Annotated in this window: 11 protein-coding genes; all 11 read right to left on the reverse strand. The window is 41.9% G+C overall.

Features of this window, described 5'->3' with window-relative positions:
• Window positions 1-246: 246 nt before the first annotated feature.
• A complete protein-coding gene (locus VIB_RS12145; RefSeq protein WP_040905023.1) occupies window positions 247-1,881 on the reverse strand; it encodes an FGGY-family carbohydrate kinase in 1,635 nt (544 codons plus the stop codon).
• Window positions 1,882-1,892: 11 nt separating this feature from the next.
• Window positions 1,893-2,852 carry an ABC transporter permease gene (locus VIB_RS12150; RefSeq protein WP_004396395.1) on the reverse strand — a complete coding sequence of 320 codons (960 nt, stop codon included), beginning with the start codon at window positions 2,850-2,852 and terminating at the stop codon, window positions 1,893-1,895.
• A complete protein-coding gene (locus VIB_RS12155) occupies window positions 2,852-3,850 on the reverse strand; it encodes an ABC transporter permease (RefSeq protein ID WP_004396396.1) in 999 nt (332 codons plus the stop codon). The genes VIB_RS12150 and VIB_RS12155 overlap by 1 nt, the downstream gene beginning before the upstream one ends.
• Window positions 3,843-5,336 carry a sugar ABC transporter ATP-binding protein gene (locus VIB_RS12160; protein ID WP_004396397.1) on the reverse strand — a complete coding sequence of 498 codons (1,494 nt, stop codon included), beginning with the start codon at window positions 5,334-5,336 and terminating at the stop codon, window positions 3,843-3,845. The genes VIB_RS12155 and VIB_RS12160 overlap by 8 nt, the downstream gene beginning before the upstream one ends.
• 67 nt (window positions 5,337-5,403) lie before the next feature.
• Complete coding sequence (locus VIB_RS12165) at window positions 5,404-6,378, reverse strand: autoinducer 2 ABC transporter substrate-binding protein (RefSeq protein WP_004396398.1); 975 nt, start codon at window positions 6,376-6,378, stop codon at window positions 5,404-5,406.
• A gap of 525 nt (window positions 6,379-6,903) precedes the next feature.
• Window positions 6,904-8,499 carry an ABC-F family ATPase gene (locus VIB_RS12170; protein ID WP_004396399.1) on the reverse strand — a complete coding sequence of 532 codons (1,596 nt, stop codon included), beginning with the start codon at window positions 8,497-8,499 and terminating at the stop codon, window positions 6,904-6,906.
• A 222-nt stretch (window positions 8,500-8,721) separates the two neighbouring features.
• Window positions 8,722-9,408, reverse strand: a complete 687-nt coding sequence (locus tag VIB_RS12175; protein WP_004396400.1) for a response regulator — start codon at window positions 9,406-9,408, stop codon at window positions 8,722-8,724.
• 20 nt (window positions 9,409-9,428) lie between these two features.
• Entirely contained in the window at window positions 9,429-11,084 is a 1,656-nt protein-coding gene (locus tag VIB_RS12180) for an ATP-binding protein (RefSeq protein WP_004396401.1), read from the reverse strand.
• 114 nt (window positions 11,085-11,198) lie between these two features.
• Window positions 11,199-12,509 (reverse strand): group II intron reverse transcriptase/maturase, encoded by a 1,311-nt coding sequence (gene ltrA, locus VIB_RS12185; RefSeq protein ID WP_000381813.1) that lies wholly within the window; start codon window positions 12,507-12,509, stop codon window positions 11,199-11,201.
• Window positions 12,510-13,101: 592 nt separating this feature from the next.
• A complete protein-coding gene (locus VIB_RS12195) occupies window positions 13,102-14,604 on the reverse strand; it encodes a tripartite tricarboxylate transporter permease (RefSeq protein ID WP_004396402.1) in 1,503 nt (500 codons plus the stop codon).
• A gap of 12 nt (window positions 14,605-14,616) precedes the next feature.
• Window positions 14,617-15,108, reverse strand: coding sequence for a tripartite tricarboxylate transporter TctB family protein (locus VIB_RS12200; protein ID WP_040905025.1), 492 nt, complete (start codon window positions 15,106-15,108; stop codon window positions 14,617-14,619).
• Between the last annotated feature and the right edge of the window lie 43 nt (window positions 15,109-15,151).

Genomic DNA, 15,151 nt, shown 5'->3' on the forward strand with positions numbered 1-15,151 from the left:
ATTCATTAAGGATAATATGAGAGGAATTGAAGAACATTGATCAATAAAATAGAAACATTATTGATATATAAAGGCTTTTTATTACTCTCCTCACAAAATAGGGAATGATATGAAATAAATATTTCATATCAACTAAAAACCGCGCGCATTTCCGAACGATCTCGAACAAAAAAGCCACAATATGATCGCGCTTCTCTTTGTGGCTTTCGTTCATTGGTGACACTTCACGCTTCTAGTGCGAATGGATTAGAAATCTGTCATTAGCCGTTTATATTCCATGTCATCCTCATACATTTTGTGGAAAATAGTGTATTTCATGTCATAGAAATGCTTAATTTTTTCGGTCTGTGGCGTCACACTTTTACTGATACGACTCATCGCATTCATGGCATCTGGAATGTCACTATAAAACCCGGCGGCCACGGCTCCTAACATTGCGGAGCCAAGAATGACAGCTTCACTCTCTTCTGGTAACAAGAAAATACATCCTGTCGCGTTCGCATGTTCTTGCAGAAAAATACTGTTCTTGGTGCCTCCCCCACAAGCCATGATGGTATCAATTTCGTAGCCTGAGCGGTTCATGACTTCGATAATATGGCGAGTTCCCAAAGCGATTCCCTGAATAGTTGCCAAATACAGTAATGCCATATCATCCATGGTTTGGGACATTTTTAATCCAGTAACCGTCCCCGTGAGATGCGCATTAGCTCGCGGTGAACGATTGCCATGAAAATATGGCAGTACGTGAATGTCTTTGGTCAGAAAGGCAATGTTGTCTTTGCTGCCCGCTAAACTCAGCAAACGATCATTTAACAACTGGTAGACCGTTTTTCCTACTTTACCCGCTTGTATCTTGACACTGTCATACAGTGGATGGGAAGTCATCACATGATCAATTAAGGCTCCGGTTGCAGACTGACCGCCTTCATTTAACCAGTACCCCGGGATCATGGCGCTGTAGTAAGCTCCCCATACCCCATCAATAAATCGAGCGGTTTTTGAAACGGCCATGTGACAAGAGGAAGTGCCACCAATTAAGGCTAACCGCCTATTAAAATCCGCTTTATCTCCCGTCATTCCTGCCGCACCTAAAACACCAATTCCCCCCGCATGGGCATCAATGATGGAGGTCGCAACGGCCGTTCCAACCACTAAACCGAGATCTGAAGCCGCATGAGCGGTTAACCCATTTCCTACTGGTTGCCCCATTGGCAAAATACGTTCGCCAATCACTTTCGCATTACTGTCGAGTAAATCATCAAGACCCACTTCTTTGAAAAAGCTTTTATCCCATCGACCTTCATGGCCCAGATAGGTCCACTTACAGACGGTTGAACACAATGAACGACTATCATCAAAGGTAGCTTTCCAAGTTAAAAAATCCGGTAAATCAAAAAAATACCCCGCTTTTGACCACGTATTCGGCATGTTTTGCTTTAGCCAGAGTAACTTTGGGGTTTGCATCTCAGGTGAAATTCGATTCCCCACATAAGCCAGCACGGGATGTTCCGTTTTATTAATGCGATCGGCTTGAACGATGGCTCGGTGATCCATCCACATGATAATGTTCTGTTCACTACGCCCCGTTGGGCTCACGGTTAAAGGTTGACCATGTGGGTCCAATACCACCAGAGAACAGGTCGCATCAAACCCTATCCCTTTGACTTGAATCGGGTCGATATTGGCCTGAGATACCGCATCTTTCACCGCTAGGCACACCGACTGCCAAATATCTTCCGACGATTGTTCAACAAAATCGGCTTGTGGCTTAAACATAAGCGTATCGCGTTTCGCTTCACCTACTTTATGTCCATTGGCATCAAATACCCCAGCTCGTGCGCTACCACTGCCTACATCAACGCCGATAAAATAAATACTCATAGATTTCACCGTTAAGCCTTATTCTTTTGTAAGAAAATAAATAAAATCAGGATACCGCCCCATAAAGCCATGGTGAGATAGCTGCTCACTCCCAGCAAGTTAAGGCCGCTTTCTAATGTTTGAAGCACTATCAAGGCAAGCGCAATACCAATAATTCTCCCAAAACCGCCATCAGGGTTAATACCGCCTAACACCGACGCTAAAATGGCAATCAGTAAATAAGATTCGCCATATCCGGCTTTAGCAGAATTGAATTTTGCCATCATGACCAATGCTGCCACCCAACATAATATGGATGAGAGGACATAAACCGCTAAGGTGGCCTTTTTCGTGTTAATCCCTGAAAAACGGGTGGCTTTTTCATTCGACCCCATTAAATAAATAGTTCGTCCTAAGCGGGTATGCTCGAGTAGACCCCAAAGCCCGATCGCAAAGACAGCAAACAAAATAAGAGGCATGGGAATACCGAAAAATACCCCATTTCCCAGCACCAACAATGTATTCGGGAACCCAGAGATCACGCTTCCTCCTGAAATAAGAACATTTAGCCCATTGATCAATGTCATCATTCCTAGTGTTGCCAAAATGGGAGAAACACCAACATAGGCAATTAACGCCCCGTTAAACAGCCCAATCATGACTGCTGTTGCCACGCCTCCAGCCAAGGCAATCACCAGCATCGCCGCACTGTCTGGTGCTTGAGTAATGATGCTCGCCATGACCAAACCGCAGGCATTGGTCGTGGCAATAATGGATAAATTAATGCCTCCGGTTAACATACAGACTGCCATTGCCAGCGCGAGCAAACCCAATAATGGCATTTGAGAAGACATCGACTGTAGGTTATTAAACGAAAAGAAAGAGGGACCGGCCAAAAATCCCATGGACAGTAAAATACCCACTAATATCACCAACAAATAGCGAATATTTTTATCCGTCGGTAGTTGTAGTTTATTGAGAATGACTTCCATTATGCCCCCTGCATCGCTTGTTTTTTCTCGTTGATCGCCGTTATGCTAATGCTGCATACAATGATTAAACCGGTTACAACGGTATGCCAATAAGAAGGAACCCCTAGAATCGTTAATCCATTTTTTACAATTGCCAGTAAGATAACCCCAAGGATCACTCCCATTAATGTTCCCTTTCCTCCTGTCATACTGGTTCCCCCCAGCACGACAGCAGCGAGCACGGTCAACTCAAACCCCATCAGTGAATTTGGTGCAACCGACTGGGTGATTTGGGTTTGCACGACTGAAGCGATGCCCGCCAGTGCCCCCATATACCCATAGACAAATAAATGAATGCCAAAAAGGTTAATACCAATCCGGCTCGCCGCATCAGCATTGCCACCAACCGCATAAATTTGTCGTCCTAGGCGAGTTTTCGTCATTAAAAAAGAAGTGGCGAGAACCATCACAATGAGCGTCAAGATCGGAAGTGACAAACCATAGTCATAGCCATCACTACCTGTGAACGTGAATAACTCGATACCATCCATAAACCAGTCGGGAAAACCGTATAACCACTCACCATTGCTGACATAAATCAGCAAACCAAAGAAAACATTTAAGGTGGAGATGGTAATAATGATGGCGGGCACTTTTAACTTGTAAACAAGGATCGCATTGATCATTCCCAGTAAAATCCCCACCATGGTAGCAATGGCAAAAGCAAGCATAAAATTGCCACCGAGCGTTAAAAGGTAAGTCGCCATCACATACTGCGCTATCGCCGCTGTGGCAGGAAAAGAGATATCAATTCCCCCAGCGATCAAAACAACAAATAACCCACAAGCCATGATACCAAGAATGGCTGAGCTGACGGACATATCAAATAAGTTACCTAAGGTTAGAAAATCTTCAGAGGTCGCTGTTAGTGCTCCCACAATGAGAACAATCATCATCGACAGATAAAATTCATGATGTTTCGTTAACGACGTGAGAGACCAGCGAAATGAATTAACCATTGACGGCCTCCATAATCTCTTGTTCGGTGGTGTAAGCGGGGTAGAAGTCATGAGTAAAACGTCCTTCTTTCATTACAATCACACGGTGACTGTTATAAAACACTTCAGGGATCTCATCACTGACCATGATGATGGCCATTCCTTTTGCGGCAAGATCTTTGGCGATGGCATAAATCGCCTCTTTATTGGCGACATCAACGCCAACGGTCGGAGAGTCAAGGATCAGCACCTCAGGTTCTGCCGCTATCCACTTTGCAATAGAAATGCGCTGTGCATTACCACCAGAAAGGCTGGTCACTGGTAATTGAGGGTCAGCCACTTTAATTGAGAGTGATGAAATCAAAAGCTCCACCAGCTTATTCGCTTTGATGTGGTCGAGAAAACCCGACGGTTTTTGCAATCGATCCAACACCGCGGCCGTAATGTTGTCTTGAATGGTTTGATCCATAACCAGCCCAGTCGACATTCGGTCTTCTGATACATACCCAATACCATGAGCAATCGCCTCTCGGTTGGATTCGAAGAAAACCGGCTGTCCGGTGATCAATATCTGACCACCATCTGGTTTTGTCATACCAAATAACGCCATACATAACTCCGTTCGGCCAGCACCCAGTAATCCCGTAATAGAAACCACTTCACCCGCGCGAACAGAGAAAGAAATGTCACTAAATTGCCCTTTTTTCGTCAGGCCTTTGACTTCCAGTTTGATCTCACCTTGCTCGTGGTAAGGTGCCAGCGGAGTAAATTCAAAGCGCTGCCCCGTCATTAAAAAGGCCAACTTGTCACTGTCAACATCACAGGCTTGATACGTTCCAATCGTTTTTCCATCACGAATAACGGTAATTCGATCAGAAATTTCCATCACTTCATCCAATTTATGGCTCACAAAGACGACCGTGACGCCTTTAGATTTGAGATCGGCAACCACATTAATCAGATGGTTAACTTCCGTGCGAGTTAACGATGCGGTAGGTTCATCCATGATCATTAATTTGGCATCCGATGCCATAGCACGACAAATTGCCACAAGCTGACATTCAGCAATAGAGAGCTGTTCAACCCTTTTGTCTAACGCCAACTTTACACCGACTTTTGCCATCGCGGTAAGTGCAATGTCTCGAATTCGTTTTTTTTGCACCAACCCTTTCGACCACTCAATGTGATCTTGAATAGCGATATTCTCTGCAACGGTTAAGTTGGGAAATAATGACAAATCCTGATAAATCACTTGGATACCGTATTCAATCGACTGTTGTGGGGTAAGCTTTGCATAGCTTTTACCTCCAAGGATAATTTCTGCTCCTTTCTCTGGTGCATGAACACCGGAGATCACTTTAAATAACGTACTTTTACCACAGCCATTTTTGCCCGCTAAACAATGTACTTCACCTTGATTAAAGGTAAGATCAATGCCATCTAGAGCTTTCACTGAACCAAAATGCTTTGCGACATGTTTAAGGGTAATAAAAGGAGTACCTGACATAAGAATCTCCAGAAGTCAAAGGGCGGCGTTGCACCGCCCAAATAAGTAGAGGTAGAACGTTAAGCCGTTAAAAACCTAACTGACGAGCGTTAGTTTTATCCACTTCTAAGATTCTATTGAATTTGATGACACGATTTTCGGTATCAATGTCCGCCTCACCAAGCCCTTCAACTGTCACGCCTTTTGAGACATCTTTGCCTTCTAGCATCTGCTTCGCTACAGCCACCATGGCATAACCTGCATCGGCGGGGTTCCATAAGAAACCCTTTTTAATTTCCCCACGAGCCAAATAAGGAGCCGCTTGACTTGGCATCATGATGCCCACTACGCTGATCTTATCTTTTGCTCGTTTCTTTCTGATCGCTTCCCCAGCACCAATACCGCCAAGTGAACCATAAGAGACAATGCCAGACATATCTGAGTGCGCTTTCATCAAATCATTAGTGGCAGCATAAGATTGATCGATACTTTCCGCCACTGGCATACGGCTAGTGACTTCATACATATTGGGGTAGGTTTTTTTCTGGTAATCGATGGCTAAATTTGCCCAGTTATTATGCAGAGGCACCGTTAATGAACCCACATACACGGCATAGCCGCCTTTCTCTCCCATATTCTTTGCGAGTTCATCCATGGTCGCTCTCGCATAGGCTTGATTATCAATCGTTTCGATATCCCAATCGGCACTATGACCATCAGGAGATTCATGGGTTAAAACAATAATGCCTTTTTCACGTGCTTTCTTAAATACGGGCTCAAGCACGGTCACATCATTAGGGACAACGGTAATCGCATCCACACCCTTTGCGATTAAATCTTCAATAATTTTCACTTGCTGAGCGGGATCTGGCGTAGAAGGACCCAGTTGGCGTGCATTCACACCAAAATCGGTGGCGGCTTGTTCTATCCCTTTATTCATTTGGTTAAACCAAGGAATACCGGAGACTTTTACTACGTTTACAATCTCGTAATCTTTCGCTTGTGCTCCCGCAGCAGCAATAGCAAGCGTTAATACGGCGGCTTTTAATAAGACCTTTTTCATCTTCATCAATCCTTTCTTGTGGTATGTAGGGTTAAGGTGAATCGATGAAAGAATGTTAAATCGGATTTCAAGACAATATTGATAGCCAATAGAGAAAACGTGATGCAGACACGAATATGTTAATATTTAGTTAAAATAACACTTCATATCAGTAAAAATCATAGAAAGGTGTAAAATTACGAATAAAAAAGCCATGAAAAAGATCAATTAATCATCATTAAATTAACAATATAAAAACAAAATAAATCAAAAAATTAAAAACAAAAAAAATAGTCAGTAAGCTCTTAGCCTAAAAACCGTATTTTGATAAATATATGAATAAGATCACTTTTACTCTTCAATACCATCATAACTTTGACTCTTGAACGAACAAAAAACACTCAACAACGAATGTTATAACCGCCTCATGCTCGTTTTTTTGTTACTAAGTAACCGGTTCTTTGTCCTAGAGTTTCAGTTTGCAGCCAATAAACAAAAAGCCACCGCACGGTGCGATGGCTTCATAAAGGTTCACGATGTACCCAATTAACCCATCAGGCCTTGTTTAGCCAAATATTCATCATAGGTGCCGTGGAAATCGTTCACGCCTTGTTTGGTGATCTCAATAATGCGCGTTGCAATAGAGGAAACAAACTGACGGTCATGAGAGACAAACAGCAAGGTGCCTTTATAGTTCTCTAAAGCTAAGTTCAACGCTTCAATCGATTCCATATCCATGTGGTTGGTTGGTTCATCCATCAGCAAAATGTTCGGTTTTTGCATGATTAACTTACCAAATAGCATTCGACCTTGTTCACCACCAGAAATCACTTTGACTGACTTTTTAATGTCATTTTGCGAAAAGAGCATACGCCCCAAAATACCCCGTACGGTTTGCTCATCTTCCCCTTCGTTTTTCCATTGACTCATCCAGTCCAGCAAGGTCATCTCTTCGCTAAAATCATGCGCATGATCCTGTGCGTAGAAACCGATGTTATTATTTTCAGACCATTTGATCATGCCAGCCATCGGCTCCATTACACCCGCAAGGGTATTGAGCATGGTTGATTTACCGATACCGTTTTCACCAATGATGGCGATGCGCTCACCCACCTCTACCATTAAGTTCACGTTATCAAACAAGATGTTATCGCCGTAACCTTGTTTAAGCCCTTCAACTTCTAGAGCATTACGAAATAGCTCTTTCTTTTGGTCAAAACGAATAAACGGTGATTGACGGCTTGATGGCTTCACCTCTTGTAGCTGGATTTTATCCAACTGCTTTTGACGCGACGTAGCTTGCTTCGCTTTTGAAGCGTTAGCAGAGAAGCGGCTCACAAAGGTTTGTAGCTCAGCAATTTGCGCCTTTTTCTTGGCATTATCAGCATGTAAACGCTCACGAGCTTGTTCAGCGGCGCTCATGTATTCATCGTAGTTACCGTGGAAAAGACGCAGTTCACCATAGTCTAAATCCGCCATATGGGTACATACGGTATTTAAAAAGTGACGGTCGTGAGAAATAATGATCATGGTGCAGTTGCGCGCCAATAGCACTTGCTCTAACCAAGCGATAGTATGCATATCCAAGTTGTTGGTTGGCTCATCAAGCAGCATAATTTCTGGCTCGGCGAATAACACTTGCGCCAGTAAAACTCGAAGTTTCAGACCTGGAGCCACTTCACTCATTAAACCAAAATGCTGTGCTTCAGGAATGCCAAGCCCAAGTAGCAACTCTCCAGCGCGAGCTTCCGCTGAATAGCCGTCCATTTCAGCAAATTCAGTTTCAAGATCGCCAACTCGCATACCATCTTCATCGGTCATTTCCGGTAACGCATAAATGCGGTCGCGTTCTTCTTTTACTTTCCACAATTCTTTATGACCCATGATCACCGTATCGACCACGGTATAGTTCTCAAAAGCGAACTGATCCTGACCCAGCTTTGCCATCCGCTCATTGGGATCAGTGGAAACCGTACCAGAAGAGGGTTCAAGTTCACCGCTAAGGATTTTCATAAAGGTGGATTTACCACAACCGTTTGCGCCAATCAGGCCATAGCGATTGCCATTACCAAATTTAATCGAGATATTTTCAAATAATGGCTTATCGCCAAATTGCATGGTGATGTTTGCAGTCGTTAACACAAAAAATTCCAAGTTGTTGGATGATGATAAACATAAAGGTAAGTAAAACTAACCTTTAAAAATGCCGCCGATGATAGCATTTTTTGTGACAAATATCACCTAAATTTGCAGACAAATCGTTCACATAACAAAATAGACAATAAACCGTAATCAATATGAAAAACACATCCAATTTTGAATACAGCATTATTGACCCAAAATGATCATTTAAAATAAAAAAGGTTAATTTTTAGTATAAACACGCTCGGGACGACCAACTTTACCGTATTCGTTTTCACTAATAATAAGACCATGAGTAGCACAGTATTCTAAATATCTCCGAGCTGTCGTTTTACTCACACCAGTATGTAGACTTACCTTTTCAACGGTAAACTTATCGCCATTATTTAAAGATAATAGACGAATAATTTTATCTAATGTTATCTGCTCTATACCTTTAGGTAGAAGGCTAACTTGCTGCTTTCTATGCTGAATATTAAATAATTCATCAATGTATTTTTGATTTAAATTATCATAAGCTTTCATTGCATTATTGAGATCTAGATACCGTTGTAATGTTTGTTGAAATCGATCAAAAGATATAGGTTTGAGTAAATAGTCAAAACAACCAAGCTGCATCGCTTCTTGAACCGTGTTTACGTCATCTGATGCTGTGATAAGTACAACATCTTGTTTTCTTTTCTTTTTCTGAGCAAGAATATCACGATATAAATCAATACCTAAACCATCTGGCAGATAGTTGTCGAGTAAGATAAGCTGTGGTTGATAAGCTTGAATAATAGTGCGAGCTATCTTCTGAGACTCAGCGATCCCGACAACAGTAAATCGACTAAAACCTTGAATGATATCCAAATAAATATTAGTAATATTTACGTCATCCTCAACAATAACGATATCAATCGTTTCCATTCCTCCCTCCTGACATTATGCTAATTATTAATATAGTTGGGGATAAATAAAGAAAAAATACATCCCTGAGGTTCAGCATTATCAATGTTAATAAAACCACCCGCTTGTTTTACATAGTGATCGACAAGATATAGCCCAAGACCATGATCTTCCTTATCATCTTTACGAGTCACACCTCGATTCCATATTACTTCCTTTTCCTGTATAGACAGACCACTTCCATTGTCAGACACTTCAATCAAAATATCTTGTCCTGCATCGGTAATTAAAATTCCAACATAAGGACTCTTCGTTTGATTTATTCGACATGAATCAAAGGCATTCTCAATCAAATTTCCTAATACTGTGCATAATTGATGATCATCTAACTTTGTTTGATTGTTACTTAACTGACAAGTGGGATCTAAACGAAAATCAATATTTAACTCTTGTGCACGTAAAGCTTTTCCTAGTAAAAATGCAGCGACTTGATTGACGCGGATAGAATGCTGAATAAAGTCTAACAGCTCTTGTTTACTCCCACTTTCATTATTAATTAATATCATTGCCTCTTGGATTTTTCCCATTTTTAACAATCCAGAAAGTGTCGTTAATTTATTAGAAAACTCATGACGAAGAACACGAAAGTTATCACTATATTGTTTAATTTGACTTAAACTTGCGGAGACCGCATACGCATCATTCTGCTCACGAAAACTCAGAACCCAACCAACAAGATTTTTATTATGTAATATGGGTTCTCGATTAGCGATAATTTGATGATGGTTTAATCGATAAAACTCATCTTTTTGCTTATCGATGAGTGAACTCTTATTATCTAACCAACTACAATCATTAAGATAATCTCTAATGTTAATATTTTCTTCTGAACAGCATGGAAGATAGCGTTTTGCTGCTGGATTTATAACAATTACCCTACCTTGTAAATCAACCGCAATAATACCCTCATAGACAGCATATAAAATAGATTGCTGAATTTCCCAAGAGAGCGAAATTTCTTCTGGTTCCATATTATTCATTTTTCTTTGTATGTGCCGAGAAAACAACCAGACTAATAATAATGAAATAGAAATTAATAATAAGGTATCAACAATCAAAGGACGAAAGTAGTCTTTAAGCCAATATTGAAACCGTGTTAACAGATAACCGACTGAAACCACACCAATAATATTACCTTGACTATCAATAATCGGTGACTTCCCTCGTATACCATAACCTAAACTCCCTTCTCGCAAAGAAGTATATGATTCCTTTCTTAATAAAGCTCCCGCATTATCATCACCTTGCATTGGATAACCTATACGATCCGGCTCTGGATGAAATAAGCGAATACCATTTTGATCACCAATAACAATAAAGCTCGCATCAGAATAATGCATGATACGCTCAATCGCCTTGTGAATTTCTGTAATGTTTTTTGTTTCTACTAAAGTAATCAACTCTGGATCACTAGCAATATCTTGAGCTTGTAATAATGCACGAGTACGAACTTGATCATCAATAGAAGAGGATAATGCTTGATAGAATCCCCAGGTCATGTAAAGGAATTGAATGAGGAGTAAAAAAGTAAGCAATAAGAATATCTTATTACGAAAGCGTAAATGCATAAAAAAACATCGGTTTCGATTGCTATTTATCTGAATCACGTCCAGATTTTTACGCATTACCTTATACATATTCACTCATATAACTACACAACTTACGTATTCCACAGCATACCTAAAGACAACAACTTTACTACCAGTATTTAACAAATCGAGTAGGAGGCGGGGATCACTCCCGCCGTCCTCTCACACCACCGTACAAGCGTGGATCGCATACGGCGGTTCCGAATAGATTTTCAATGTTTCATACCCTTCCAACAATGAGTATAACCCCAACTCTTCCAACCGTTTGTTGGGTAAAGCCTGATTGACTTGGGGCGTCCGTGAGAGTTTCCACCATCCTTTATCTGAACCTGCGACTTTCCATGCATTAGGTTTGGCGACTCCTAAACTAATCAGCCACATCGCTATGCTGTATTTCCGCTTTTTCTGTTTTAGACGGTAGCACCGCAGTCGGCGTCTTATCCAACTGTCTAGGTGACTCATCGATGACGGCCTTAAGCCCAGTTTAAAGTAGTTCTGCCAACCTCGTAGATACGTCGATAGTTCCTTGATGATTGCCGGGAACGTTCGTCCTCTATTTCGTTTGGTGACTTGTCGCACTCGTTTCTTCATTTGATGCATGGCGTCATCACTGATACCTATCACACCATCATCGTTGAAGCGGTGTCCCAAGTAGCTACGCTCACTCACTCTGGTCGCCGCACTTTTCTCACGGTTTACCCGTAATTTAAGCGTCTGCTCCAAGAACTCCGTAACCGAGGTTTTCACCCGTTGCGCTGCTGCTTCACTACCTACGTAGATTTGGCAATCGTCTGCGTATCGGCAGAACTTATGACCTCTACGTTCTAACTCTTTATCAAGCTCATCCAATACGATATTAGAGAGCAGCGGCGACAGAGGACCTCCTTGTGGGGTTCCTCTTTGTCTTCGCTCTATCACTCCATTTCGCATCAGACCACTTTGTAGATATTTCCTGATCAGTTTCAGCACCCGTTTATCCGCGATATCTTGAGACAGCCGATACATCAGTCTGTCGTGATTGACGGTATCGAAGTACTTCTCCAGATCTATATCGACTACATATCCCCGCCCTTCTCGAATGTATTCACTCGCTTTCGACAAAGCATGATGAGCACTCCTTCTTGGTCTGAACCCGAAGCTGCTCTTTGAGAACTTCGGCTCATACAACTGTGTCAGGAGCTGTGCCATCGCTTGTTGTACGATGCGATCCTGAACGGTTGGGATACCCAGTTGGCGTACTCCACCTTTTGGCTTGGGGATTTCTACACCCAGAACGGGAGACGGTTGGTAACTTCCATCCAGTAAAGACTGGCGAAGTTGCTGCCCATTATCCAACTGGCGAAGCTTTTCCAAGGTCGCTGTGATCGTCAGTCTATCTACCCCACCGCACCCCTTGTTGCGCTTCACCTGTTTGGTCGCAGCGTTTAAATTACCCGGACTGAACATCTGTTCGAGTAATCGAGTGGTGTCCATCAAGACTCGTCCTTCTTTCTATGCCAAATCAGCTTGTTACGCTTCGTTTCCGTCAGTTCCACTTTTGGCTTCACCAATCGGAACGTAGAGATGGGTCGCATCGTTACTGTTACTCCACTGATTTGAATATCTGGCGACTGCTTCTTGACCTATTCAGTTCCGGCCTTCCCTTAAGTTGTACTTCCTCAAGGTACTATGCCTTCTGCTGACTCCTTATTACCCATCAGCATCCATCACTGGCTGCTTAGTTTCGTCCGAAACAGATAATAAGATCTCCCGAGGTAAGACGTTGTTCTTTCTCGTGGTCATGCCTGATTTACTGCATCGCACTTCTCGTCGAGTCGTTGGGCTATTCTATCTATTGCTAGGTTACCCAAGTCGACACAGCCTACTATCAGATTTCTGTTCGTCATCACCACGTTTTGCCATTTGCTTCCTTCAGATTTCACCTCACGATGAACACCCTTGCATAGGCTAACGGTTCCCGCTCGACTGAGCCCGTAGAGGACTTTCACCTCCTAGATCAACGCCATGCTCGGCGCACAAAAAAGGGTAAAGTCACAAAATGACTTTACCCTTTGAAATAGTTATCTTAAGCCATGTTTGAAAGGCTTTTATTTCTAAATGAGTTTATTAATGGCCAACAGATTGAAAAAATTGTCACTATCAATAGAAATTGAGTAATTCCTGATTGAACAAAAATACTGAACTCTTGATTAGAGATCCGAAATGCTTGCCTAAACGACTGTTCCATTTGGCTGCCAACAATAACAGCAAGAATCATTGGTGCAGTAGGAATAACCAGTTTGTGCATAATAAACCCAACTATACCTAATAAAATTAAGATATAAAAATCTACCACAGAATTCCCAATGGCATAGCAGCCCACGAAAGCAAGCCCTAAAACGATAGGATATAAAACATTCGCAGGGATAGCGAGCATACGAACTAAAATACCTGCTAATGGAATATTTACAAAAGCCAGAATAATATTCGCGACAAATAAACTTGCGATCAATCCCCACGCTGTTTCTGGATGCTGGGTAAATAAAAGCGGCCCAGGTTGTATTCCTAACATTAATAAGGCCCCCATCATGACTGCCGTCGTACCTGAACCAGGAATACCTAATGAGAGCATAGGAATCATCGCTCCAATGGATGCTGAGTTATTTGCTGATTCAGGAGCGGCTAGGCCTTCTATCGCACCTTTGCCAAATTCATCTTTGTTGGGTGAGAGTTGTTTCTCATTATTATAACAAAGTAACGATGCCATTGTTCCCCCTGCGCCGGGGAGTGCCCCGACAATAAAACCAACAGGGGCACTGCGTAAAATGGGCCATTTCGATCTGCGCCAATCCTCTTTACTGATCCAAATCCGTTTAAACTGAGTCTGTGCTTTTTTACTACCATCACCTAAGGTTGTCATGCTTTTCAGCACTTCTCCTAATGCATAAATGCCAATGATCACCACCAAGAAGTCAACACCTGTTTGGAGCTCAAGGGAACCAAAAGTAAAACGACTTAATCCGGATTGAGCATCAATGCCGATTGTTGCAATCGCTAACCCTATTGCCATAGAGAAGAAACCTTTCAGCATATTGCCTTTAGACATAGAAACCGTCATCGAAAGGGCGGCTAGCATTAACATAAAATATTCTGCTGGACCAAATCTAATCGCAAAATTGGCTACAGGCTCAGCAAGAAAGGTCATGAGCACCGCAGCGATAGTACCTCCGATCAATGATGCGATTGCTGAGATAGCAAGTGCGGCTTCTGCACGCCCTTTCATTGCCATCGGATAACCATCGAAGGTTGCCGCCAAGGCAGCACCGTCTCCGGGTGTATTGATTAAAATCGAGCTACGGGAACCACCAAACATCGCCCCCATATAGATCCCTGTCATCGTAATTAATGATGCCGTAGGCCCCATGGCATAAGTCATGGGCAATAGAACGGCAACGCCCGTCGCCGGACCAAGACCCGGTAGCATGCCGATAATCGTTCCCATGATCCCACCAAGTGTTATCAGTAGAAGATAATAAGGCTGTAAAGCAATCCCAAAGCCATTAAAAAGATTCGTAAATATATCTGTCATAGTTAATTTTCCTTAACTAAAAAGTGTTCCGCTAGGTAAATTAATGGATAATAATTCATTGAAAATGAAGTAAATCCCAACAGAAAAAACCACACTAATGACTAATGATTGCTTCCAACGTTTAATACCACATGTAACCATTAACATCATCAGCATAAAAAACATCGTGCTTATAAGAAAGCCAACAGGCTCAAACATAAAAGAATACAGCAAGGAAATTAAACATGTTGATAATACCCTATATGTATTAATCTTATTTTTTGAATGCTCATCAATCGTCTTCATTATTGCTGTCATTGATGGAGAAAATCGACCACTAACGACTAATAATAATCCAATCACAATCATAAAAATCGAGATCGACAAAGGCATAATAATCGGTTCCCACTCATTACCAAATATAGGCCTTGGTAATAAATAGGCGTAACTACCATAACTTAAGCCAAAGAGAATACTGATAATACCGGTCAATCCATCCCAATTAGATTTACTATAATCTTTCATATTTATATCATCCATAAATGTACAAGAGAATAAACCAATACCT

It is taken from the genome of Vibrio metschnikovii CIP 69.14 (genome assembly GCF_000176155.1).
Classification (GTDB): domain Bacteria; phylum Pseudomonadota; class Gammaproteobacteria; order Enterobacterales; family Vibrionaceae; genus Vibrio; species Vibrio metschnikovii.

Excerpts from the sequence above, each read along its gene's own strand:
- VIB_RS12145 (WP_040905023.1), bottom strand. The coding sequence starts at position 1,881 with ATGAGTATTTATTTTATCGGCGTTGATGTAGGCAGTGGTAGCGCACGA.
- ltrA (WP_000381813.1), bottom strand. The coding sequence starts at position 12,509 with ATGGACACCACTCGATTACTCGAACAGATGTTCAGTCCGGGTAATTTA.
- VIB_RS12195 (WP_004396402.1), bottom strand. The coding sequence starts at position 14,604 with ATGACAGATATATTTACGAATCTTTTTAATGGCTTTGGGATTGCTTTA.
- VIB_RS12180 (WP_004396401.1), bottom strand. The coding sequence starts at position 11,084 with ATGTATAAGGTAATGCGTAAAAATCTGGACGTGATTCAGATAAATAGC.
- VIB_RS12200 (WP_040905025.1), bottom strand. The coding sequence starts at position 15,108 with ATGAAAGATTATAGTAAATCTAATTGGGATGGATTGACCGGTATTATC.
- VIB_RS12165 (WP_004396398.1), bottom strand. The coding sequence starts at position 6,378 with ATGAAAAAGGTCTTATTAAAAGCCGCCGTATTAACGCTTGCTATTGCT.
- VIB_RS12150 (WP_004396395.1), bottom strand. The coding sequence starts at position 2,852 with ATGGAAGTCATTCTCAATAAACTACAACTACCGACGGATAAAAATATT.
- VIB_RS12155 (WP_004396396.1), bottom strand. The coding sequence starts at position 3,850 with ATGGTTAATTCATTTCGCTGGTCTCTCACGTCGTTAACGAAACATCAT.
- VIB_RS12160 (WP_004396397.1), bottom strand. The coding sequence starts at position 5,336 with ATGTCAGGTACTCCTTTTATTACCCTTAAACATGTCGCAAAGCATTTT.
- VIB_RS12175 (WP_004396400.1), bottom strand. The coding sequence starts at position 9,408 with ATGGAAACGATTGATATCGTTATTGTTGAGGATGACGTAAATATTACT.